The following is a 23,688-nucleotide window of genomic DNA, read 5'->3' as shown; positions in this document are numbered from 1 at the left end:
GGTGTTGCCGGTGCGCTTCATGCGGCCGCAGGGGCTTAGTCCTTAGTCACAGGTTGTTTCGGGTACCTTGCGGAACTTTTTCAGCATCGCCTCGCGCCCTCGTGCTTCGTCCCGGTACTCCTCGGGCAGGGGCAGCAGGAAATACAGGTAATCGCCCTTGTTGCGGTTTTCAATGACCGACAGTTCGCTTTTATCGGACGACGTTCCGGTAAAAACCGGGCTGATAACCGCTACGGTCAGGTCGGGCTGTCGCTGCAAAAGGGCCTCTACCGTGCCCAGGCGCTCCTCGCTGTGAAAGGTGCCCGTCAGGTGAATGACCTGGTGCTCGGGGTGGCGTTCCCTTGCGGCCAGTATCCGGCTTGCCATGGTGTTGTCCCGCAGCAACTGGGCGTGATAAGTGTTCTGCAGTCGCTCATTGTCGGCGGTGCCATGCCGGCCGCCCATGGTGCCAAAGAATTTTTCCCGGTAGGCCGCGCTGCCTGCGAAGGGCGCGTCTGGGATGTGGCGCTTCCGAGCTGCGTTCAGGTCCGCCAGATACTCGGGCCCCTCGCGCCCCACGCAGCGAGCGATATCGCCCGGTGCGTTTGCGGCGATGACCGGCAGGCCCTGGCGCCGGGCAAATTCCACCAGCGGTCTGTAGGCGTATTGGTAGATAGGCCAGGCGCCGGCATCCTCGACCAGTTCCATTTCGCCAATGTCGCCGGCCAGGTAGCGGTCCAGCACCGGCTGCCGGTCCACCTCGAACTGTTCCATGGATAACACCTGTTCAGGGCGATGCTGGTACAGATGAGCCTGCAGGCGGGATTGGAGCAGGTGAGCGCCCTGGTGGCCGTGATATTCGCCAATCATGACCACATCCTGTTCCGCAAGTCGCTCGGCCAGTTGCGGTACGGAAACCGCCGTGCCGGATACGGCCTCGACCACGGGGGCATGATAGTGGGTTTGTGGTGGCGCCGGTTCCGGTGTTGGTGCCAGCAGAGAGCAGCCCGTCATCAGCGGGATGACAGCAAGTGACAATGTGATCGGCGCATGGGACATGAAAAACCGGCCAGTCTTGCAGCCGCTCAGGGCCGCGTTGGAGAACTTGATAGACATCTATACGATGCTGCGGATTGCGTAGCCAGTCAATTGTTCATGAACGAGCGTGCTATAAGGCACCGCTCCGGTTTTATTCCATACGTTCTGCGCTATGCTACCGGCATTCCCCATCTGGCCAGAAGGACGATCATGATCCCCTTTCGTTTTGTTGACCGCGTGAAGTTCATTGTTGAGCGCCAACTCGTAAAAGGTGCGGGCTTTCAGTTGTTGGTGGTAGGTGTCTTTATCGGCATTATTTCGCTTGTCGGCGGCTTGCTGGTGATCCCGCTCGGAACGCCGTTTGAAGATGTCGGCGACGCCATCTGGTGGGCATTTCTTCGGCTGACGGACCCGGGCTATCTGGGGGACGATGTGGGTAACTGGCAGCGGTTTGTGTCCACCATTCTTACTGTCAGTGGTTATGTGGTTTTCATGGGCACGCTGGTGGCGATCCTGACGCGCTGGTTGATCGCCAAAATGACCGACCTGGAGCGGGGGCTAACCCCGGTTACGCTGAGAAATCACATCGTAGTTCTGGGCTGGACCAGCCAGACCTTACCGCTGCTGGGCGAGTTGCTGGGGTCATCAGGGCGCATGCGCCGTTTCCTGGAAAAACGTGAAACCAACCGCTTGCGTCTGGTGGTGCTTTCCGAGCATGCCTCGGCGGCCCAGGTGCATGAGTTACGTGACGAGCCCGGGATCGGGCGCAAGTCTCGTCAGATCATCCTGCGCGCCGGCGCTGCCATCCAGCCGGATGCCCTGCAGCGGGTTGCCTGCCTGGATGCTGCGGCAGTGATTGTGCCTAGCGCCTCCCATCAAGCAGGCAGCCTGGTGACGTCGGACGTGGAGACAGTGAAGGCGCTGCTGTCCATTGCCGCCCAGGCGCGGCATCTGGGGGCGTCGCTGCCCTTTGTCATTGCGGAGATACAGGATGTGCGCAAGCTCGCGGTGATCGAGCGCGCCTATCCTGGAGAGGTGGAAGTGGTGGCCGGCGACGCCACCATAAGCCGGCTGATGGTGCAGAACATCCTCCATCCGGGGTTGTCGGAAATTTACAACGAACTGCTGACCGCCGGTGAGGGTTGCGAAATCTACATCCGGGGTGGCGACGCCCTGGCGGGATTGTCCCTTGGCGAATTGGCTTCTCTGCGGCCCCAGGCAATTGTGCTGGGTATTCTGAAGCGCTCGGGCAAGGCCTGGATGGTGAGGATGCCGGCCTCGTCAGACACGGTGATTGAGGCTGGGGACCGCGTTGTCATGATGGCCAGGGACTACACCGAAACCGAGTCCGATTCGAGGGTGCCACCGCTGCCTGTTATCGCTCGAGGTGAACCCGCAAGCCGGGCCGTCTCGTTTTCAGGCGGGGTTCACCGAATTCTTGTGTTGGGGTGGAACCGCCGGGTGCCAAGCCTGATCGATGAGTTTTCCAGCTACAGCCAACGGCGGTTCGAGGTAGATCTCGTTTCAGTGGTGCCGGCCAAGGAGCGGGAACAGGAAATTGACCGCTACCTGGGGGGGCAGCGGGAGGTGACCTGCCGCCACATCGAAGCGGATTACATGGTGGAAGGCGAGTTGAGGCGCGTTGGGCCGCTTAACTATGAGTCCATCATGCTGTTGAGCAGTGATCGCCTGGCGTCCGGCGAGGAAGCCGACGCCCGTGCCATGGTGGGTTACCTGCAACTGGAAGACCTGTTGAGTGAAGGCGGTAAACGCCCGCAACTGATCATGGAACTGAGCGACCCGGACAATCGAAACCTGTTGATGGGCCACCAGAGCGAAATGCTGATCAGCCCGATGATCATCAGTCACGTGCTCGCCCAGGTCGCTCTGAGGCGGGAGCTGAGGGTGGTGCTGGATGAGCTGTTTACGGTGGGCGGTGCTGAGGTGCAGTTCCGGGATCCCCGGGACTATCCTTTGCCTGCCAGCGCGGATTTTCAGGTACTGGAGAAAACGGTCGCTGCGGAAGGAGAAGTGGCGCTGGGCATATGGCGCGCGCAGCCCGACTCGTTGGGGCGGCATCTGGCGCTGAGCCCGCCACGGGACGAGTATCTTGACCTGAATAGCGCTGATCGGCTCGTTGTTCTTTGCAATGCGTGAGGGAAGATGTCTTCATTCATACAAAAAATGCCGAATATAGATAATATAAATTTCAATTATAAAATCAAAGCCACTAAAGTAACCCTCAATGTCAGCGGTCTGGTTATTTTTTGAACGGACGCTGGCTCGCTGAAGTCGCTTTTATGCTTCATAAAAGAGCACCTCAAACCTTAGAAACAGGACTGAGACCATGCCATACGCAAAAGACGTTGACGCCATCGCTTCCCTGCTGAAGCAAAACCCGACCTGGAACGCCATCAAGCCCGAGCACGCGGCCCGCATGCGCGCCCAGAACAAATTCAAGACTGGTCTGGACATCGCCAAGTTCACCGCGAAAATCATGCGCGAAGACATGGCGAACTACGACAAGGACACGGCTCAGTACACCCAGTCCCTGGGTTGCTGGCATGGCTTCATCGGTCAGCAGAAGCTGCTGTCCATCAAGAAGCACTTCGGTACCACCAAGCGTCGTTACCTGTACCTGTCTGGCTGGATGGTTGCGGCTCTGCGCTCCGAGTTTGGCCCGCTGCCTGACCAGTCCATGCACGAGAAGACCGCTGTATCTGGTCTGATCGAAGAACTGTACACCTTCCTGCGTCAGGCGGATGCCTGGGAACTGAACCACCTGTTCCGCGCCCTGGAAGAAGCTCAGAACGCTGGCGACAACGCCAAGGCTGACGAGCTGATCAAGCAGATCGACAATCACGAAACTCACGTTGTGCCGATCATCGCCGACATCGACGCTGGTTTCGGTAACGCCGAAGCAACGTACCTGCTGGCCAAGCAGATGATCGAAGCAGGCGCTTGCTGTATCCAGATCGAGAACCAGGTGTCCGACGAGAAGCAGTGTGGCCACCAGGACGGTAAAGTGACCGTTCCTCACGCCGACTTCCTGTCCAAGATCAACGCTGTACGTCTGGCTTTCCTTGAACTGGGTGTGGACGATGGTGTGATCGTTGCCCGTACTGACTCACTGGGCGCTGGCCTGACCCAGAAGATCGCTGTTACTGAAGAGCCGGGCGACCTGGGCGACCAGTACAACAGCTTCATCGACGGTGAAGTGATCGAGAAGGCTGAAGACATCAACAACGGTGACGTTGTGATTAAGCAGAAAGGTCAGCTGGTTCGTCCCAAGCGTCTGGCGTCTGGCCTGTTCCAGTTCAAGCCTGGCACTGGCGAAGACCGTGTGGTTCTGGACTGTATTACCAGCTTGCAGAACGGTGCTGACCTGTTGTGGATCGAAACCGAGAAGCCCCACGTTGGCCAGATTGCTGCCATGGTTAACCGCATCAAGGAAGTGGTTCCCGATGCCAAGCTGGTTTACAACAACAGCCCGTCCTTCAACTGGACCCTGAACTTCCGTCAGCAGGTATTCGATGCATGGAAGGAAGAAGGCAAGGACGTATCCGCTTACGAGCGCGCCGACCTGATGAATGCCAAGTACGACGAAACCGATCTTGGCAAGCTGGCCGACGAGTGGACTGCCAACTTCCAGCGTGACGGGTCACGTGAAGCCGGTATCTTCCACCATCTGATCACTCTGCCGACTTATCACACGGCTGCTCTGTCTACCGACAACCTGGCCAAGGGCTACTTCGGTGACGAAGGCATGCTGGCTTACGTTGCAGGCGTTCAGCGTAAGGAAATCCGTCAGGGTATCGCGACTGTAAGGCACCAGGACATGGCCGGTTCCAACATCGGTGATGATCACAAGGAGTTCTTCGCGGGCGACGCAGCCCTGAAGGCTGGTGGTAAAGACAACACCATGAACCAGTTCTAAATAACGGTTCGGGTGTTGTTCCCGGGCTTGCCCGGGACCTGCCACAAAAAAAGCCCTGCCGGGATTCCGGCAGGGCTTTTGTCGTTTAAGGGGGTAAGGGCCATGGGGATAGGGAGTGGAATTCCTTAGTGGCGTTCACTCAGCTTCTTGCGGGTTTCCAGGCGACCTTCCCGACGGATTTCGGCGTTGTTGAAGCGGCGTTTCTCGTCGTCGGTTTCCGGCTCTACCGCAGGCACGTCCACGGGATTGTCGTTCTCGTCCAGCGCCACGAAAGTGAAAAATGCGGAAAGGATATGTCGGGACTCTCCGGTGTAGCTGTTTTCCGCTTCCACCCGAGCTCCGATTTCCATGGATGACCCCCAGCTGCGGTTCAGGGCAAGGCTGAACAGCAGGGTATCGTTGCCCTTGGCGGGCGCGCGGAAGTGAATGGAGTCCACCGCTGCCGTGACGCAGACATGGCCGGAGTGTCGTTCCGCCACCACCAGGGCCAGACGGTCGCACTTGGCCATAATCATGCCCCCGAACACCGTCTGATGTGCGTTCATGTCATTGGGAAAAACCTTGTAGACATGTTTGTCGATGGCAGAGGCCGCAACCGGCCTGGTGGGTCTGGATGGCATCGTGTGTGCTCCCTGTGATGAACGTATCGCTACTATACCGATCAGGGCATCTGTTTAAAGCGTTCGATGCGCTCGCCCGTTTCCGGGTGGCTCGACAGCATGTCGCGAAGGCTGTCCCACCGGCTAGTGCCTTCCTCGGCCTCTGAGGAACGGTCCTCGCCATGAGCAGCCATCAGGCGCTCCATGATGGTAACGAAGTGGGTCGGGTCCAGGTCGTGGTCCGTCATTGCTTTCAGGGCATAGGCGTCGGCCTCCCGTTCCATGTCACGGGAGTAGGACAGGCTCATCATGACCGCCGGAACCACTACGGTTGCGTCGGAAAACGCAGACAGGTCACCGGTCATCATCACGATCAGCCAGAACGTCAGTGACGATTGCACCATGCCTTTCATGCCATGGTTATGGGCGACATGGCCGATTTCATGGGCGAGGATGGCGGTCAGTTCGTTATCATCTTCGGCGAGGTTCACCAGATCGTCCGTGAAGATCATCGTGCCGTCCGGCAGTGCCATGGCGTTGGCACCGATGGCAGGAGACGAGCGGAAAATCACTCTCAGGTCTTTGCCCGCTACCGGCGTAAGGAAAGGCTCGAAGTGGGCCTGCAACGCCTGCTGCCGTTCCTCCGATAGCCCAGAAGGTTCAAGCCAGGTGCTGTCCAGCGTGGTGAGTGTGGAGTCGCCAACCTGCTCCGCTATACTGTCCGGGAGCGTATTGGCCACCGTCTGGGCCGCCCAGGGTACGCCCCAGACAAATGCGGCACCAGTAGTCGCGACGGTGACGACGACCGCAACCAGAATCAGCCCCAGATGATTTTCCAGCGCGTGCAGCAGGCGATTGCCACGCCCCCGCCGGGATTGCCGGCTAAGCTGATCTACCGCGGCGTTGTTGCCGGTTTCGAATACGCCATCGTCAGGCAGGTGGAGGTAGCGGGGAGTATTGCCAATCCGCGGTGATATCGTCACATCGCTGGGTGAGAGGCGCAGTCGGGTGTCTCCCGCATCAACGATGATCACGCCAGCGGCGGAGCGCAATACTGCGCCCCGCCGGCTGGAGTCATTACCCGAATAGAACTGGCCTTCGATCGTGACTTCAGATGGCGGCGAAGTCGACATCGAAGGCATCCCCCAGTTCCTGTCCCAACGCGCTGGTGCGGTTCTGTTCGGCCGCAACGAAGTGGTTCAGATCCCCGCTGACCATCATGCCCGTGCAGGAAGCCCGGTACCTTGCCATGCGCACCTTGGCCCAGGGAGTGAACAGGCCAAGGGTGAGGACTACAAAGAAACTGTTGGACAGGTAAATCCACACCATTTGCAGTGGCTGCAGGCGGGACTCAAAGCCGTGGCGGTCGAGGTGGACGGCATTGAGGAAGAGGTTCGAAATGCCCGCCATGAAATAGCCGAACAGTGCCAGGTAGCCAGCACCGGCAATGATCGACCCGACGGTAAAGTCGACATAGCGCATGGAGAGGAACGCCGCAACACCGAAGGCAATGGCGATCAGCAGGCCTTTCCCGAAGAAACGGTAGTAGGATCCGGTATCGGCTTTGAGTGCGAACTCGGTGGTACCGTATCGGCTGCCGTTGGCGATGAACTCGTGGGTTTTCTTCATCACCAGTGGGGTAAGCAGCAACAGGGTCAGCATGTTCAGCAGTGGCCACACAAACGCCACCATAAAGGCCTGGCCATAACGGCCCTGAAAGTCGAAACGGATGTTGCGATAGGCACTGTTGACGGCTTTGAACCGCAGCGAGCGCACCATGATCCAGGGTACGAGGGGGATAAACGCAATGGCGAAGACCACTGCGGCTTCAACATACATTTCAGAAAGCACCACGTAGACAACCAGGACAGCCAGAGCAATCAATCGGCCTTTGAGAATAGTGATCGGGCTGGCCAGGTACTGGAAGCTGGCGCCATCGAGTTTGGTGTTGCCATAGAAGTATTGATTGTTACGCACTGTAGCCCAGGCCGAATAAATGCCAAGGGTGACAATGGTCAGCAGGATGTTGACGATCCAGATTCCGAAATATTCACGGCCGTTGCCGGTGAACTCCAGCGGTGCCTCCTGTTGTGAACCGGGCGGGTTGGCCGTTGCTGGCTCGGCGTCTGACGACGCTGACGGTTGGGCGCCGGCGGTTTCCGATTTGGGGGTTACAGCGGCAGCCGGCTGTTTCGAAATCTGTACATCGGCTCCGGCTTTTGTCAGTCGCTCATGGTAAATCAGGGCGTCCGCGTGACTGAGACCGGACTTGAGTGTCTTGGTGGCACCGCTGAAAAGGCTTGCAGTACGTTCGTCTGAGATCCGAAACAGGGCTTGTACATTTTCCCTGACCTCAGCTTCGCTGAATCCGTCGAGAATCCGCCCGGCAAACGTTATCTGATAGAGTTCGTTGTGGAGTTCTTTGGTCATGACGTCCCTTGTACCTGTTGTTCCCTGATGGGGTGCTCATGTCACCCGTTGTAATCGAAAAGTGGGGCTGCGCTCGTAAAAGACCGCTACGGGAAGAAAATTACCAGAAATTCATGTGGCATGTGCGATATCAGGCACAAAAAATCCATGTTAAACCGACGATAAACCGTCGGACGTAAAATTGAGGGTTAGGCGTGACCACAGAGCAGGGAATTGTCTTCGCAGTGTTGGCGGCCACGTTGGTTCTGTTCATCTGGAACCGGCTGCGGTTCGATGTGGTGGCCATGCTGGCGTTGTTGGCGATTGCCATTGCTGGGCTGGTGCCCACTGACGATCTGTTTGCCGGCTTTGGTCACCCTGCCGTGGTGACCGTTGCGGCGGTTCTGGTGATCAGCCAGGGCCTGGTGAATGGCGGTGTGGTGGACAACATAGCCCGGTTCCTGGGGAAGGTAGGGCATCGCCCCACCATACAGGTGCTTACCCTGACGGCGGTCGTTGCGCTCTGCTCCGGTTTTATCAACAACGTGGGTGCGTTGGCGCTGTTAATGCCGGTAGCGGTGTGGATGTCCAGGGAGGCAGGGCGCTCGCCCTCATTGTTGTTAATGCCACTGGCGTTCGGTTCGTTGCTTGGAGGCACCATGATACTGATCGGTACGCCTCCGAATATTATCATCGCCAGCTATCGGGAAGGCACCGAAGCGTTCGGCCTGTTCGACTTTGCGCCGGTGGGCGCTGCGATCACCTTTGCCGGCATCGCTTTCATCGCCCTGGCGGGTTGGCGATTGACGCCCAGAAGGGGCGACGAAAGTGGGGATGACGACAAGCTTTTCAGCGTTGGCGACTATCTGACCGAACTGAAGATCCCTGAAGGATCTCCCCACGCTGGCGCGACGCTCCACAACCTGCTGGCGGAAAGCGGGGAAGACCGGGATGTGGTGGTGCTGGCGCTGATTCGCGACGACAAACGCCAGCTTGCGCCATCAACCTACAAGGTACTGCAAGAAAATGACCTGCTTCTGGTGGAGTCGGACACCGAGAGCCTGCAGGCGTTCCTCGACAATACCGGCCTGGAACTCGGTAGCCAGGATGACGCCGACACCGAGTCCGAAGAGGACAAAGCGGCACGGAAAAGCCGTAAAAAGGAACTGAATGAAGGTGAGGTGCAGCTGACCGAAGCGGTGATTACCCCTGAGTCTTCCCTGGTGGGGCAGACGGCCAATCGTCTCAACCTGCGCGAGCGCAACGGCCTCAATATTGTTGCCGTTGCCCGACAGGGGCATCGGCTGAAGCGCCGGCTGGGGGATATCCGCTTCAATGCCGGTGATATTCTGCTGGTGCAGGGCTTCGAAGACACACTGACCGGTACGCTGTCCAACCTCGGTTGCCTGCCCCTGGCCGAGCGTGGGTTGCGCCTGGGCTCTTCCCGCAAGACCCTGCTGGCGTCCGGCATTTTTATCATCAGTATCGTTGCCATTGTCAGCGGTTGGCTGTCAGCCCCGGTGGCGTTGGTGTCCGGCGCTGTGGCCATGGTTTTGACCAAGCTGATTGACGCCCCCGGTGCCTACCGGGCCATCGATTGGTCTGTGATTGTGCTGCTGGCGGCGATGATCCCGGTGGGACAGGCGCTGGAAACCACGGGTGGCGCAGAGCTGATCGCCGGCCAGATGCTTGCAATTGGTGACGGACTGGCCCCGTCGGCCGTGTTGGTCATGGTTCTGGTGGGAACCATGTTGTTGTCGAACGTGGTCAATAACGCAGCGGCGGCCATTCTGGTGGCGCCTATCGCGCTGAGCCTGTCCGCTGAACTGGGCATGGCTTCCGATGCGGTGCTGATGGCGGTTGCGGTCGGCGCGTCCTGCGCCTTCCTGACGCCCATCGGTCACCAGTCGAATGCGCTGGTGATGGAGCCCGGAGGCTATCAGTTTGGCGACTACTGGCGTTTGGGCTTGCCGCTGTCGATCCTGGTCACCGCTGTTGCCGTACCGATGATCCTGCTGGTTTGGGGGTGATGAAGGGTGATGAAGAGTGATGAAGGGTGATGAAGAGTGATGAAGGGTGATGAGCGCGAGCATCGAGAGCGTTCCCTGTACCAGGCTCTCTGTTATGCTGAAGGCGAGAAACGGGTAATCGACGGAGCCGACATGACGCAGAGCGAACAGGCGCAGAAAACAGAACTGCTGGCCGAGTTGGAGGCGACCCGCCAACGGACCTTTGAACTGGTGGACTCCCTCAGTGATGAGCAGCTTGAGGTGCCCTACCACCCGGGCGTGAACCCGCCACTTTGGGAAATGGGGCACGCGAGCTTTTTCTACGAAGTGTTCGTTTTTAACCTTCTGGATGGAACCCCGAGCTACGATCCGTCCATGGATGACCTGTGGGATTCGTTTCACATTGATCATGGAGACCGTTGGAGTCGCAAACTCTTCCCCGGCCGTGAGCAAACCCTTCAGTATTTCAACACCATCTACGATCGTGTTGCGTCGCGCATCGCACAGCAACCACTGACCGACGAGGCCCTGTACCTCTATCGCTACGCCATTTATCACCAGCACATGCACATTGAGTCGATGACGTGGTGTCGGCAGACGGTTGCCCTGCCTGCTCCCCCCGGCATTGTTGGCGCCTTGCCAGAACGTGTGGAGCCTCTGCCCGGCGATGCACTCATCCCCGGCGGTCGCTACCAGATTGGAATGCCGGGCGAGTCTGACTGCTACGCCACCACCGACTTTGCCTTTGATGGGGAAAAGCCGCGTTTCGAAACCACGGTGGAGCCGTTTGCAATTTCCCGCACCCTTGTTTCCAACCGCGATTTCCTGGCGTTCGTTGAGGATGATGGCTACCGGCGACCTGAACTCTGGTCTTTCGGAGGACGCAAGTGGTTGAGTACCGAGACCGATACTGCCCTGGTGCATGGCAGCTCCCAGCCAATGTTGCGGGAGCCCAGGCATCCACTTTACTGGCGCTGGCACGAGGGCGAATGGCAGGAGCGAGTGTTTGACCGCTGGCAGGCCCTGAATCTGGATGCGCCTGTCGTCCACGTCAGCTATTGGGAGGCCGAGGCCTATTGCCAGTGGGCCTGCCGCCGCTTGCCAACAGAAGTGGAGTGGGAGGCTGCGGCACTGGGTAACCGGATTGGCGAGGATTTTCGTCGTTTTCCCTGGGGGAATGAACGCCCAACACCCGACCATGCGGATCTCGACGCCACCCACATGGCGCAGCAGCCGGTGTGGGATTATCCGGCGGGTGATAGCCGCTCCGGCTGTCGCCAGATGATCGGCAGTGTCTGGGAATGGACCAGCAGTCAGTTTCTTCCCTATGACGGATTCAGGGTCGATATGTACCCCTTTATGTCTACCTTGCAGTTCGGTGATCACAAGGTGACCCGGGGTGGTGGGTGTGCGACATCTTCATGCCTGATCCGGGGCACTTACAGGCAAGCCTATCTGCCCCTTCGCAACGACGTGTACACCGGGTTTCGCACCTGTGCGCTGTCGGATTCGGCTTCTGGTACACGCTGAGGATCTTGATATGAATGTCTATGAAACCGACGAACTACTCGGGCAGTACCTGGGGTTCCATTTTGGTGAAAGCCATTTCGGAGTGGGGAATTATCCCGCCCGCTGCGCCGGTATCTGCCAGGAGTTGATGGCAGGCCGGGATAAACGACGAGCGCTTGATCTTGGGTGCGCGGTGGGCCGAACCGCCTTTGAGCTTGGCCGGGTCTTTGACCATGTGGTGGGAGTGGACCTTTCCCGCCGGTTTATCGATGCGGCGACTACCCTGCAGAAGACCGGAGAGATCGATTACTTCCGCCGCGACGAAGGGGAACTTGGCGAACGCGTAACGGTGAGCCTGAATGCCCTGGGGCTCGACCGGGCGACTGAAAAAGTATCGTTTGCCACCGGCGACGCCAGCAACCTGGGGCCGGAACATGTGGATTATGACCTGGTCTTCGCGGGCAACCTGATTGACCGTCTTCAGGATCCGGGCGCCTTCCTGGAAAGCATCCATAGACGCCTGGCTCTGGGCGGCACCCTGGTGATCAGCTCGCCCTATACCTTGATGGATGAATTCACCCCGATTGCCAACTGGATTGGCGGATACGAACGCAATGGCCAACCCTATACGGTCTATCAGGGTATGAAAGAGATACTCTCGCACCATTTTGAAGAGATACAGCCGCCCAGGGATGTGCCGTTTGTCATCCGGGAAACCCGCCGTAAATTTCAGCACACCATTGCGGAGCTCAGTGCCTGGCGTCGAACCCGGTGATCAGTCCCGGCGGGTAAAAAATGCTGTCTGGGTAGGGTGCCCAACGTCGGGTACGTAGTCTCCAATGCCTCCAAATCGCACGTCATAGCCGTTGCGCTCGGCCACACCACGGGCCCAGCGCTGGAACTTGGGCCTGTCCCATTCGAATTTGTGGTCTTCCTCGCGGAATTCACCCGGCGCCAGGTCGAACAGGGGGTTGTACTCCCGATTTGGCGTGGTCATGAACAGATACCCTGGCCGGTATTCCCCGAACACCGCGCGTTCCACCCTCGACAGCTGCTCTGGCCGGACATGTTCAATGGTTTCCACCATGGCGGCCGCATCGTAGCCGGTCAGGGCAGGATTGCTCTCGGCGTAGGAACCGCGGACCAGCCGGATCCTCGGAGTTTCTTCGCACAGGTATTCAGCGAGCGCTGCACGGGCCTGCTGAAGAGACACGCCGGAATCCTCAAGGCCGGTTATGCTCTCGAACTGTGGGTCGGCAAGCATGCGGTAGAGCAGGGAGCCGGAACCGCAACCCAGGTCGAGTACACGCCTTGCCCCAGTCGACTTCAGGGTACGCAATACGAAATCCAGACGCTCCTCGTGGAGGGAGGTCATCTGGGTCATCATGCTGTTATCCGGAGCCTTGAGTTCGTGCATCAGGCTTTTGCGTTCTCCGTTGGTGATGGTGCCTGGCCGTCGCGATGCAACACCTGGCTTGCCAGGGCGACGCCGGTTTCGCTCATGGTCAGGTAAGCCTCGTCCGCACCCGCTTCGCGAATTCGCTCTGCTTCGTCGGCGTACAGGGTATGCGCCACAATATAGCCGGTGAAGCCCTTTTTCCGAAGGTTTCTGGCGGCGATCAGTTTGCCTTCGATGTCACCCATGGCAAGGATGACGGCTTCAACCGCGGGCATGTGCAGCCCCTGCCAGAAAGAGATGTCCTCCGCGTCACCAAAGACCACGTTGCGTCCTTCCTTCTGGTGTTTTTCCACCTTTGCCGGGTCGGAGTCAAGCGCCTTGATCAGTGGCTCCTCACGAGCAAGCTGGTCATAGGCGGCTGAGCCGGTACGGCCCATACCCATCACCAGTAATCTGGTGTTGCCCAGGGAGATCGGTTGTTCGTCGGGGTGGCGCCGCTGGCTCTCAAAGGGAGCCAGACGGGCACTGAGGCGCTCATAGACCGTGTGGGAAAGCCGGTTCACGGGGGCAGACACCACGAAGGACAGTGCCACGGTGATGGCCAGGGGGACCAGCCACTCCGGCAGGGCGACACTGGCCACGATAAGGCCAAATTCACTGTAGTTGGTCAGTGACAGGGCGCTCAGGAAACTGCTGTGAGAGCGCAGGCGGAAGGCCAGCAACAGGAAGAAAAACAGCACCCCTTTCAGGGGCACTACCAGCAGCGCTACGGCTGCAAACAGCAATGCCTCGCTATCCGGCAGGCCGCCAATGCCGATCTGAAGGAAAAAGCCCACAAGGAACATTTCCTTTACGCTCCAAAGCGATTTGGCCAGTTCCTGGGCACGTGGGTGGTTGGCCAGCATGGCGCCAAGCACCAGGGCGCCAAGCTCCGAGCTCAGCCCCACTGCTTCAAAACCGAGCCCGCCAAGAACCAGAGCCAGTAGGAGCCCGAGCAGAACCAGCAACTCATCGTGACCACTAGCATCCAGCAGTTTGAACAGCAGTGGTCTGAGCAGGGGCAGGCCAAAGATGATCAGCGCCCACTGGGAGGGCGTCTGGCCGGCGGCCAGACTCATCACCACGAGGGCAATCAGATCCTGCATGATCAGGATTCCGATGGCGACACGCCCATGGAAGGCTCTCAGTTCACGCTTTGTTTCCAGCACCTTGGCGGCCAGCACGGTACTGGAAAAGGAGAGTGCGATGGCGAGCAGAAATGCAGTCTGCCACGTGAGTTCCATCAGCAGGTAGAGGCCGGGGGTAAACACCGCACAGGTGATGCCAAAGTGAAGCAGGCTGCCGCCGATGACTTCAGGGCTGATGATGGAACGTAGCTTCAGCTTCAGGCCAACGGTAAACAGCAGCAACAGGACGCCCAGGTGGGCGATGTGTTCAAGAACATCGGTAGCTTCAATGGCCAGGTCAGTGGCGGCGGAGAGACCGCTCAGCACAAACCCTGCTGCCAGGTATCCCACCAGGGGCGGCAGGCCAATGGCTTTGACCGTCAGGCCGAGGACAAAGGCAAAGGATATCCATAGTGCTTCGGGCATGGGTCACTTCACGGTTTAGAAACAAGGCTCTGGCAAGGCTACCGTGTTTCCGTCGGGCCGTGTAGTCAAAACTGACTTGTCGTGCCAGTTATCACGCGTTGGCGATCACTTTCCCTGGCCGGTGGCGGTTGCGACGAACTCGCGGAACAAGCGTGCGGATTCTTCTGGCACCTCGACCATGGGGGCGTGGCCGACGCCTTCCAGAAGCACTTTACGGGCATCTGGGATTCGCTCGACGAACACATCAGCGTTGCGATAATTGATCACCCGGTCTTCCATACCCCAGACCACCAGAACCGGTGCCTGGATGCGGGTGATGGCATTGCGGAAGTCATCCTCGTAACCGGTATCCCGGATGGCATCGAAAATCACTTCGTTGACGTCGCGGTTGGCAATGGCCTTCTCTTCCATGACGTCGTAAATGGGCCAGGGCACGAAGGGTTTCTTCTCCAGCGCAAAATCAACCAGGCGTTCAAAGTCGCCCTCCTGGGAGGGGATCAGCGGATTGTCACCGCCCATGACCAGGCTGACCAACTCGCTGTCGTACTCAAAAATTCCCGCCGGATCAAAGAGGGTGGCGGTGAGGATCTGGTCCGGGTAGGTCGCTGCATAGAGAGCGGTGATGGCGCCGCCCATGGAGTTGCCCATCATGTGCGCTCTCTGGACGCCCAGAGCATCAAGAATCCTCGACAGGTGCCTGACCTGATCATCGAATCGATATCCCAGGTCCAGCTCCTTGCTGCTGTCACCATGGCCGGGCAGGTCGATGGCATAGACGTTGAACTCATCCGTCAACTGCCGCGCCAGTCGGGTCCAGTTGTCCTTGTTGGCGCCAAAGCCATGGACGAGCACGATGGTGTCGCCGTCCACCGGCTCTGCATTGCTCAGGTAGGCAATGGTCATCTCACCAACGGTGATACTGGATTCCTCCAGCCCGGCACTGGAGCGTTCCCAGCCAATGGCGTTGTCATACAGAGCCTGGCGGGAACAGGCACTGATCATCAAGGTGATGATCAGTATTGAGAGGGTCGACAGGACAGATCGTTGAGCCATCAGAGCGTTCCTTGCGAAGAGTGGGCAGATTCGGGCCTGCGCTATCAGGTGTTTTCCCTGGCAATCGCGCGATAGGCAATGTCCTTGCGATAGAAGGCACCGTCCCATGAAATGCGCGCAGCTACCTCGTAGGCGCGCTTCTGTGCCTCTGTGACGGTATTGCCCAGGGCCGTGGCGCACAGCACTCGTCCACCGTTGGTAGCCACCTGTTCCCCGTTCAAACGGGTACCGGCGTGGAAGACCTTCTCGCCCTCGGTTTCCGATTCTGGCAGCCCGGATATGACGTCGCCCTTGTTGTAGCTGCCAGGATAGCCGCCCGCAGCCAGCACGATGCCCACGGAAGCGCGCTCGTCCCAGTCTGAACGGCACTGGTCAAGCTTGCCGTCAATGGCAGCCCCGCAGAGTTCCACCAGATCCGATTTCATCCGCAGCATGATGGGCTGGGTTTCCGGATCGCCAAAGCGGCAGTTGAATTCAATGACCTTGGGGGTACCTTCGCCATCGATCATCAGGCCGGCGTACAGGAAACCTTTGTAGGGGTGGCCTTCCGCGGCCATGCCGCGCACGGTGGGATAGATTACTTCGTCCATGATTCGCTTATGGACATCCTGAGTGACCACAGGAGCCGGGGAGTAGGCCCCCATGCCACCGGTATTCGGACCAGTGTCACCGTCGCCCACACGCTTATGGTCCTGGGAGGTCGCCATGGGTAATACGTGCTCGCCATCTACCATGACGATAAAGCTGGCTTCTTCGCCATCCAGGAATTCCTCAACCACGACGCGGTTGCCTGCATCACCAAAGGCGTTACCGGCCAGCATGTCGCGGATGGCGTCTTCCGCCTCCTTCAGCGTCATGGCAACAATCACGCCTTTGCCCGCAGCCAGGCCATCGGCTTTCACCACGATGGGTGCGCCCTGCTTGCGTACATAATCCAGTGCCTGGTCCACGTCGGTGAAATTGGCGTAGGCGGCGGTGGGAATGTTCTGGCGATCCAGAAAGTCCTTGGTGAAGGCCTTGGAGCCTTCCAGCTGTGCGGCACCGGCACTGGGGCCGAACACCCGCAAACCACGCTCTTCGAACAGGTCTACAATGCCATCAACCAGCGGCGCCTCGGGGCCGACAATGGTCAGTCCCACGTTATTGGCCGCGGCAAAGTCCGCCAGGCCGTTGAGATCCATCACGTCAATGTTGATGTTTTCCAAGCCTGGCTCGCGGGCGGTGCCGGCGTTGCCGGGGGCAACAAACACCCGGTCAGCGTCCGGTGATTGAGCGGCTTTCCAGGCCAGTGCGTGTTCGCGTCCGCCGGAGCCTATAACAAGAATATTCATGATCGGTTCCTGTGTGTCGGATTAGTGCCGGAAGTGGCGCATGCCGGTAAACACCATGGCAATGCCGTGCTGGTTGGCTGCGTCGATCACTTCCTGGTCACGCATGGAGCCACCGGGCTGGATCACGGCGGTAATGCCGGCTTCTGCGGCGGCGTCGATACCATCCCGGAAGGGGAAGAACGCATCGGACGCCATCACCGAGCCTTTTACCTCAAGGCCTTCATCGGCGGCTTTGATGCCGGCAATCCTGGCGCTGTAAACGCGGCTCATCTGGCCGGCTCCCACGCCGATGGTGCGGCCCGCCTTGGCGTAGACAATGGCGTTGGACTTGACGTACTTGGCCACTTCCCAGGCGAAAAGCAGGTCGTTCAGCTCCTGTTCGGATGGTTCACGCTCGCTGACCACCTTGACGTCTTCCATCGCTACCATGCCCAGGTCACGATCCTGAACCAGCAGGCCACCGGTGACGCGTTTGTAGTCCATGGATTTGGCGCGTTCGCCATCGAACTCGCCACAGGCAAGCAGGCGTACGTTCTTCTTGGCGGCGACCAGCTCCACTGCTTCTCGTGCGATGGTCGGGGCAATGATCACTTCCACGAACTGACGGTCGATGATGGCCTTGGCAGTTTCCGCGTCCAGTTCGCGGTTAAAGGCAATGATGCCGCCAAACGCAGAGGTGGGGTCGGTGGCGAAGGCCAGGTCATAGGCCTGGAGGATGTCGGCGCCGATGGCCACACCACAGGGATTGGCGTGCTTGACGATCACGCAGGCGGGATCGGCAAAGGGCTTGACGCATTCCAGCGCGGCATCGGTGTCGGCGACATTGTTGTAGGACAGTTCCTTACCCTGAAGCTGTTTGGCGGTGGCAATGCAGGCTTCCCTGGGGTTGCGCTCGGTGTAGAAGGCAGCCCGCTGGTGGGGATTTTCTCCGTAGCGCATGTCCTGAACCTTCAGGAACTGGGTGTTGAAGGTGCGAGGGAAATCGGCGTTGTCGTTGTCGGCGGTGCGGCCGCCGAGATAGTTGGCGATAGCACCGTCATAGCCGGCAGTGTGCTCGAAGGCCTTCACGGCCAGGTCAAAGCGCGTGGTGTAGCTCAGCTCGCCGTCGTTGGCTTCCAGCTCTTTCAGAACACGGCTGTAATCAGAGGCGTTCACCACAATGGCCACGTCGTTGTGGTTCTTGGCAGCCGCGCGAACCATGGTAGGGCCGCCAATGTCGATGTTCTCAATGGCGGTGGCAAGGTCGCAGTCCGGTTTGGCGATGGCATTCTCAAATGGGTAGAGGTTTACAATCACCATGTCGATGGGGTTGATGCTGTGCTCTGCCATCACCGCGTCGTCGACGCTGCGACGACCAAGGATACCGCCGTGGATTTTCGGGTGCAGGGTTTTGACCCGGCCATCCATCATTTCCGGAAAGCCGGTGTAGTCACTGACTTCGGTGACGGGTACCTGGTTTTCCTGCAGGAGGCGAAAGGTGCCACCGGTAGAAAGCAGTTCGATGCCGCGATCGGTCAGTGCACGGCCGAATTCAACGATACCGGTTTTATCGGATACGCTGATCAGCGCACGACGGACGGGGGTATTAGCCTGATTTGCCATGGGTCACTTATTTCTGCTGGGTATGAACGAATGAAGGCCTCGCGAATGGTGTCCGGGAGGCCCTCGTTTCAATCGGGTAGCTGGATTATAGCAGACCGTACTGTTTGAGCTTCTTGCGCAGAGTGCCGCGGTTCAGGCCAAGCATGGTCGATGCCTTGGTCTGGTTATTGCGGGTGTACTTCATCACCTGCTCGAGCAGCGGGGCCTCTACTTCCGATAACACCAGTTGGTAGACCTCGGTCACCGGGGCGCCATCGAGTTGAGCAAAATAGTTTTTAAGGGCAACTTCCACGCTGTCGCGCAGGGTAACCGTGTTGCCGCTGCTGTTCACCGTTTGCAACTGATGAATATCATCGTTGGCAGGTGGGGTCAGGTTGTCTTTAGCCAAAGTCTCAGCGGTCATGCTGCGAATACCTCTCCATTTCGTAAGCCTGCAAAGTACTGTTGAATACTGTCTTTCTGCGCCATCGCGTCGTCAATGGCGTTGAAGCGTTTTCTGAACTGTTTGTCTTCGTCGTGGGACTGGAGGTACCAGCCCACGTGTTTCCTGGCAATTCGTACGCCCATGGTCTCGCCGTAAAAGCGGTGCAGGGCGTCCAGGTGTTCGCTTAATACCTGTTCCACCTCATCCACAGGCGGCTCCGCAAGGTGTTTTCCGGTTTCCAGGAAATGCAGGATTTCCCGGAAAATCCAGGGTCGTCCCTGTGCTCCACGGCCAATAAGCAGCCCGTCAGCACCGGTGAACTTCAGTACATGCTGTGCCTGTTCCGGCGAGTTTATGTCGCCGTTGGCAAATACTGGAATGCTCACCCGGGACTTTACGTCGGCGATCGTGTCGTACTCGGCCTCGCCTTTATAGGCATCGGCGCGGGTACGACCATGAATGGCCAGGGCCTGGATGCCAGCGTTTTCTGCCATGCGGGCGATCAGTGGCGCATTCCGATGTTCCCTGTCCCAGCCTGTGCGCATCTTCAGTGTCACCGGGATGTCCACGGCAGCCACGACCGCTTCCAGGATATCCCGCACCAGCGCCTCATCTTTCATCAGTGCTGAGCCGGCGGCCTTGTTACACACCTTCTTGGCCGGGCATCCCATGTTGATGTCGATGATCTGGGCACCGAACTCGGCATTCAGCCTGGCGGCGTTGGCCAGCATTTCAGGGTCGCCGCCGGCGATCTGCACAGAGCGGGGCTCGGGTTCACCTTCATGGTTCATGCGCGTTTGTGACTTACGCGTATGCCACAGTTTGCTGTCCGCAATGACCATCTCGGATACAGCCAGTCCAGCGCCCATTCGCCGGCAGAGCAGGCGAAAAGGCCGGTCTGTTACACCGGCCATAGGTGCAACAATCAACGGATTGGGCAGGGTGTACGGCCCGATTTTTGCCGTTGGCAGCATGATCTGAATCCGTGTAACAGCGGGTTAAGCGAACGTCGGATGTGATCGGCTGCTCAATAAGTAACCGATCCTGATCCGAAGGGCGGTAATGATACCGCTGGCAGAGATCCTATTGAAGGGGCGAAGCCATGAAAAAATTGATTATTTTTCGTCCTTTCTGGTTGACTTTCAGTCTATTCGGTGGCCGCCCCCGCTTTCTGTCGAGTGAGGACTTGCTTACTCCTGATAGGCGCGGAAGGCGATATTGTAGTTCACGGCGTCCTTTCCAGGGTCGCGGATGTTGATGACGATCCTGACCGGGGTATCGGTCGGCATCGCCTCAAGATCACGGCCGTCTCCCGCCAGGTACTCGTCCGGTGTGAACACACTCTGGGCGACCACATCACCATTCAGGTTGGAGAACGTCAGGGCGATGGCGGGGAATGGCTGTTCAAAAGCGGCCCGGTTGATGATGACGGCATCAACCACCAGTTGGCTGCGGTTTTCCGGATTGGTTCGGACCACCAGTTTGCGGCTCTGGATGGCATCCACATTGATCAGTGGTTTGAGTTCGCACCCGGCGATTTCGCAGCCCTGTTCATAGAACGGGCGCAGTTCCGGTATGGAAGACAGGCGGTCGAACTGGAACCAGGTGACTTGCGCCACCAGGACGCCGATCAGTGCCAGGATAATCAGGGTCCATAGGACCGTTCTCACGCGGCCCCTGCCATTGCCTGCCACAGAGACCGGCTCCCTGCGCAGGTTGCTGTAGGGGGAGCCGGCGATAAGAGGTTCGTTGTCGGTTACCGGCCCGGCATCATAGTCGAAGGACGACGATTGGGGTTCATCGACGTAGAAGCCATCGGCGTTGTCCACCGGTTCCAGGCTCAGGTCTTCGGGTTCCCGTGGTGTTGCTTCGGGCTCACCCCAGACCTGTTCATCAAATGGCTCGTTCTCGAGTGGTTCTGATTCCGGTTGCTCGAATTTCGCAGGTTCTTCTTCTGGCGGCTCGGGTTCAACAGGGGCAGGCTTGGTCTTGCGCCTGGTGTCGTCTTCTTCGGACAACATCGCCTCGGCCCAGCTTTCATCGATTTTTTCGTGGGTTACGTCGTCGTTGTCGGTCTCGAACGTGCCACCGCTGCGCTCGTCGACAGTGCGAAAGCTGTCGCTCAACTCGTCGTCGGAGAAGGTCAGCCGGGTACCAGCGTATGGGCCCTCGGCAGCATCTTCCTCAGGGTTGTCCGCAAAAATCAGGTCATCATCCGAGGTGAACCCTGGATTTGCCGGAGCATCCTGCTGTTCCGGTGCGGACGGGCCGCTCTTTGGGCTGGATATGCCTGAAGCGCCCTCGTTTATCCGGTGTTCGACGGCATTGAACACCGCCATGCAGTTGCCGCAACGCACTTTTCCGCTGGCTACGCTCAGCTGTGCGTCGGTGACCCGGAACCGGGTTTCACATTTTGGGCATCGTGTCTGCAGGCTGCTCTGGGTCATGCTTCTTTCCTGTAGGCGGCATCGCTACGAGTCACGGAGTTTAGTTGGTTCGGCAGAATTCGTCACCTGTCGTTGCGCCGTCCTGTGAGCCGTATCCACTCCTCGCGTTGTTCCGGCTCGTCCATGATGAACCAGGGCTCGTAGGCTTCCATGACCTCCCGGGCCTGGTTGGACAGTATGCCGGACAACACAATATCACCGCCCGGTTTTACCTTTGCTGCCAACCTGGGTGCCAGGCCAATCAGTGGCTGGGCCAGTATGTTGGCCAGCATGATGTCCGCCATGGTATCGGGTTCATCCCCGGGCAGGAACAGGTCCAGCCGGTCTTCTTCGACCTTGTTGCGGCGAGCATTTTCCCGGCTGGCTTCCAGTGCCTGGGGGTCTGTGTCGACTCCGATAACGTGGTCAGCGCCCAGTAATAGGGCTGCAAGACCCAGTATGCCGGAGCCGCAACCATAGTCGATCACTTGCCGTGAGGTCACGTCCTGACCATCAAGCCATTCCAGGCATAGAGCCGTGGTGGGGTGGGTTCCGGTGCCAAAGGCCAGGCCGGGATCCAGCAGCAGGTTGGCGGCGTGGGGATCTGGAGCGTCGTGCCAGCTGGGCACGATCCATAGCCGGTCACCGAAGCGCAGTGGCTTGAAGTCATCCATCCATTCGCGTTCCCAGTCCTTGTCTTCCACCAGGGTAACGTCGATGTCGGGTAATGATTGTTGTGTCTGCTGGTGCCAGGCATCCTTAACGGCGGCGCAGAGCTCTTCAATATCGCGATCGGACCCGAACAGGCCGGTGACACTGGTCTGGTGCCAGAGCGGCGTTGTACCCGGGTCGGGCTCGTACAGGGGCTGGTCTGCGGCATCTTCCATGGAGACGGCTTCTGCGCCCATCTCCATGAGCAGATCCTCAAGCTGGTCCGCGTTATCCGGATCAGCTGGGATCTGTAGTTGTATCCAGGGCATGTGGGTGTCCTGTTTGGTAGACGAATCGACTGATCGGGTCAGTCCCGAATCAGTTTTTCCAGATAATGGATGGTGAAGTCTACCTGTTTAAAGCCGCCATCGCGTACCAGTTTTCTGTGCAGCGCCTGGTTCGTCTTGATGCCCTCGACCACCAGTTCATCCAGCGCATTCTTCATGCGGCGGCGGGCAATTTCCCGATCGTCTCCCCAGGTGATCAGCTTGGCGACCATGGAGTCGTAGAATGGAGGTACGGTGTAGCCGCTGTACAGGTGAGAGTCTACCCGTACACCGTTACCGCCAGGCGCATGGAAGTGCTTGACCTTGCCCGGGCTGGGCACAAAGGTTTGCGGGTCTTCGGCGTTGATACGGCATTCCAGCGCGTGGCCGGAAATCTTGATCTCGTCCTGGGTGTATTGCAGGGGCAGGCCACTGGCAATGCGCAGCTGCTCGCGAACGATATCGACACCGGTCACCATCTCTGACACCGGATGCTCCACCTGCACCCGCGTGTTCATCTCGATAAAGTAGAAGGCGCCGTCCTGGTACAGGAACTCAAACGTACCTGCACCCACGTAGCCAATCTCCTTGCAGGCGTCGACACAGGCTTTCAGGGTCTTCTCACGCGCTTCCGGATCGATATTCGGCGCCGGGGCTTCTTCGATGACTTTCTGGTGCCTGCGTTGCATGGAGCAGTCACGGTCGCCAAGGTGGATGACGTTGCCGTGGGTGTCCGCCAGTACCTGCACTTCGACGTGGCGGGGGCGTTCCAGATATTTTTCGAGATAAACCGTAGCATCCCCGAAAGAGTTCTTGGCTTCCGACTGTGTGACCTGCACGCTCTTCAGCAGGGCCGCTTCGGAATGCACCACCTGCATGCCGCGGCCACCACCGCCAGAGGCGGCTTTGATAATGACCGGATAGCCAATTCTACGGGCAACTTCCAGGGTGCGATTGTCGTCGTCCGTCAACGGGCCATCGGAGCCGGGCACGGTAGGGACGCCCGCTGCAATCATTGAGTTGATGGCGGAGACTTTGTTGCCCATCAGGCGAATGGTATCGGCTCTGGGGCCGATAAAGCGGAAGCCGCTTTTCTCAACCTGTTCAGCGAAATCCGCGTTCTCGGCGAGGAAGCCGTAACCGGGATGGATGCCGACGGAATCTGTCACCTCAGCCGCACTGATAATAGTCGGGATGTTCAGGTAACTGTCCGCAGCACTGTTGGGGCCGATACAGACCGACTCGTCCGCCAGGCGAACATGCATGAGGTCGCGGTCGATCTGGGAGTGGACAGCCACGGTTTTGATGCCCAGCTCCTTGCAGGCGCGCAGGATGCGCAGGGCAATTTCGCCGCGATTTGCGATCAGGACTTTTTCTAACATAGCCATGAGAGTATCACCGGGT

General features: G+C 58.8%; 19 protein-coding genes. 5 read left to right on the top strand and 14 right to left on the bottom strand.

Annotated features, from left to right (window positions below):
- Positions 1-42: 42 nt before the first annotated feature.
- On the bottom strand, positions 43-1,095 hold the full coding sequence (locus B2590_RS04030; protein WP_349677118.1) for a ChaN family lipoprotein: 1,053 nt from the start codon (positions 1,093-1,095) through the stop codon (positions 43-45).
- A gap of 132 nt (positions 1,096-1,227) precedes the next feature.
- Between B2590_RS04030 and B2590_RS04025 the strand changes: the two genes are divergently transcribed.
- Complete coding sequence (locus B2590_RS04025) at positions 1,228-3,174, top strand: CASTOR/POLLUX-related putative ion channel (protein ID WP_286810758.1); 1,947 nt, start codon at positions 1,228-1,230, stop codon at positions 3,172-3,174.
- Positions 3,175-3,364: 190 nt separating this feature from the next.
- Positions 3,365-4,954, top strand: coding sequence for an isocitrate lyase (locus tag B2590_RS04020; RefSeq protein ID WP_286847858.1), 1,590 nt, complete (start codon positions 3,365-3,367; stop codon positions 4,952-4,954).
- 125 nt (positions 4,955-5,079) lie between these two features.
- Here the strand turns inward: B2590_RS04020 and B2590_RS04015 are convergent, their stop codons facing one another.
- The 3 genes from B2590_RS04015 to B2590_RS04005 are packed head-to-tail and all read right to left on the bottom strand — an operon-like array spanning position 5,080 to position 7,983.
- Positions 5,080-5,574 carry an acyl-CoA thioesterase gene (locus B2590_RS04015; protein ID WP_036210582.1) on the bottom strand — a complete coding sequence of 165 codons (495 nt, stop codon included), beginning with the start codon at positions 5,572-5,574 and terminating at the stop codon, positions 5,080-5,082.
- 41 nt (positions 5,575-5,615) lie between these two features.
- Positions 5,616-6,686, bottom strand: a complete 1,071-nt coding sequence (locus B2590_RS04010; protein ID WP_286810761.1) for a M48 family metallopeptidase — start codon at positions 6,684-6,686, stop codon at positions 5,616-5,618.
- On the bottom strand, positions 6,664-7,983 hold the full coding sequence (locus B2590_RS04005; RefSeq protein ID WP_286810762.1) for a YjgN family protein: 1,320 nt from the start codon (positions 7,981-7,983) through the stop codon (positions 6,664-6,666). The genes B2590_RS04010 and B2590_RS04005 overlap by 23 nt, the downstream gene beginning before the upstream one ends.
- Before the next feature lie 194 nt (positions 7,984-8,177).
- On the opposite strand from B2590_RS04005, the gene B2590_RS04000 reads away from it, so the two are divergent.
- Genes B2590_RS04000 through B2590_RS03990 form a run of 3 tightly spaced genes read left to right on the top strand, consistent with a single transcriptional unit; the run spans position 8,178 to position 12,255 of the window.
- On the top strand, positions 8,178-9,992 hold the full coding sequence (locus B2590_RS04000) for an SLC13 family permease (protein ID WP_286810763.1): 1,815 nt from the start codon (positions 8,178-8,180) through the stop codon (positions 9,990-9,992).
- Between the two features lie 39 nt (positions 9,993-10,031).
- On the top strand, positions 10,032-11,501 hold the full coding sequence (gene senA, locus B2590_RS03995; RefSeq protein WP_226910029.1) for a selenoneine synthase SenA: 1,470 nt from the start codon (positions 10,032-10,034) through the stop codon (positions 11,499-11,501).
- A 10-nt stretch (positions 11,502-11,511) separates the two neighbouring features.
- Positions 11,512-12,255: a putative 4-mercaptohistidine N1-methyltransferase gene (locus B2590_RS03990; RefSeq protein WP_041332547.1), complete on the top strand. Its 744-nt coding sequence runs from the start codon at positions 11,512-11,514 to the stop codon at positions 12,253-12,255.
- Here the strand turns inward: B2590_RS03990 and B2590_RS03985 are convergent, their stop codons facing one another.
- The 10 genes from B2590_RS03985 to accC form a co-directional block, all read right to left on the bottom strand.
- Positions 12,256-12,897, bottom strand: a complete 642-nt coding sequence (locus tag B2590_RS03985; protein WP_286810764.1) for a methyltransferase domain-containing protein — start codon at positions 12,895-12,897, stop codon at positions 12,256-12,258.
- Positions 12,897-14,471, bottom strand: coding sequence for a cation:proton antiporter family protein (locus tag B2590_RS03980; RefSeq protein ID WP_286810765.1), 1,575 nt, complete (start codon positions 14,469-14,471; stop codon positions 12,897-12,899). The genes B2590_RS03985 and B2590_RS03980 overlap by 1 nt, the downstream gene beginning before the upstream one ends.
- Positions 14,472-14,576: 105 nt before the next feature.
- Positions 14,577-15,524: an alpha/beta fold hydrolase gene (locus B2590_RS03975; RefSeq protein WP_286810766.1), complete on the bottom strand. Its 948-nt coding sequence runs from the start codon at positions 15,522-15,524 to the stop codon at positions 14,577-14,579.
- 44 nt (positions 15,525-15,568) lie between these two features.
- Entirely contained in the window at positions 15,569-16,855 is a 1,287-nt protein-coding gene (gene purD / locus B2590_RS03970) for a phosphoribosylamine--glycine ligase (protein WP_075194257.1), read from the bottom strand.
- 21 nt (positions 16,856-16,876) lie between these two features.
- Complete coding sequence (purH, locus tag B2590_RS03965) at positions 16,877-18,457, bottom strand: bifunctional phosphoribosylaminoimidazolecarboxamide formyltransferase/IMP cyclohydrolase (RefSeq protein ID WP_228210080.1); 1,581 nt, start codon at positions 18,455-18,457, stop codon at positions 16,877-16,879.
- Between the two features lie 85 nt (positions 18,458-18,542).
- A complete protein-coding gene (fis, locus tag B2590_RS03960; RefSeq protein WP_007154166.1) occupies positions 18,543-18,860 on the bottom strand; it encodes a DNA-binding transcriptional regulator Fis in 318 nt (105 codons plus the stop codon).
- A complete protein-coding gene (gene dusB / locus B2590_RS03955; protein ID WP_286810771.1) occupies positions 18,857-19,852 on the bottom strand; it encodes a tRNA dihydrouridine synthase DusB in 996 nt (331 codons plus the stop codon). The genes fis and dusB overlap by 4 nt, the downstream gene beginning before the upstream one ends.
- A gap of 219 nt (positions 19,853-20,071) precedes the next feature.
- A complete protein-coding gene (locus B2590_RS03950) occupies positions 20,072-21,328 on the bottom strand; it encodes a DUF3426 domain-containing protein (protein ID WP_085678870.1) in 1,257 nt (418 codons plus the stop codon).
- 62 nt (positions 21,329-21,390) lie between these two features.
- Positions 21,391-22,287: a 50S ribosomal protein L11 methyltransferase gene (prmA, locus tag B2590_RS03945; protein ID WP_007154163.1), complete on the bottom strand. Its 897-nt coding sequence runs from the start codon at positions 22,285-22,287 to the stop codon at positions 21,391-21,393.
- A 38-nt stretch (positions 22,288-22,325) separates the two neighbouring features.
- Positions 22,326-23,672: an acetyl-CoA carboxylase biotin carboxylase subunit gene (accC, locus tag B2590_RS03940; RefSeq protein WP_036210545.1), complete on the bottom strand. Its 1,347-nt coding sequence runs from the start codon at positions 23,670-23,672 to the stop codon at positions 22,326-22,328.
- Positions 23,673-23,688 lie beyond the last annotated feature (16 nt).

Source organism: Marinobacter sp. UBA3604 (assembly GCF_002375325.1).
GTDB lineage: Bacteria > Pseudomonadota > Gammaproteobacteria > Pseudomonadales > Oleiphilaceae > Marinobacter > Marinobacter salarius.
The sequence above is the reverse complement of the archived record's forward strand: the minus strand, read 5'-3'. Positions and strand labels throughout refer to the sequence as shown.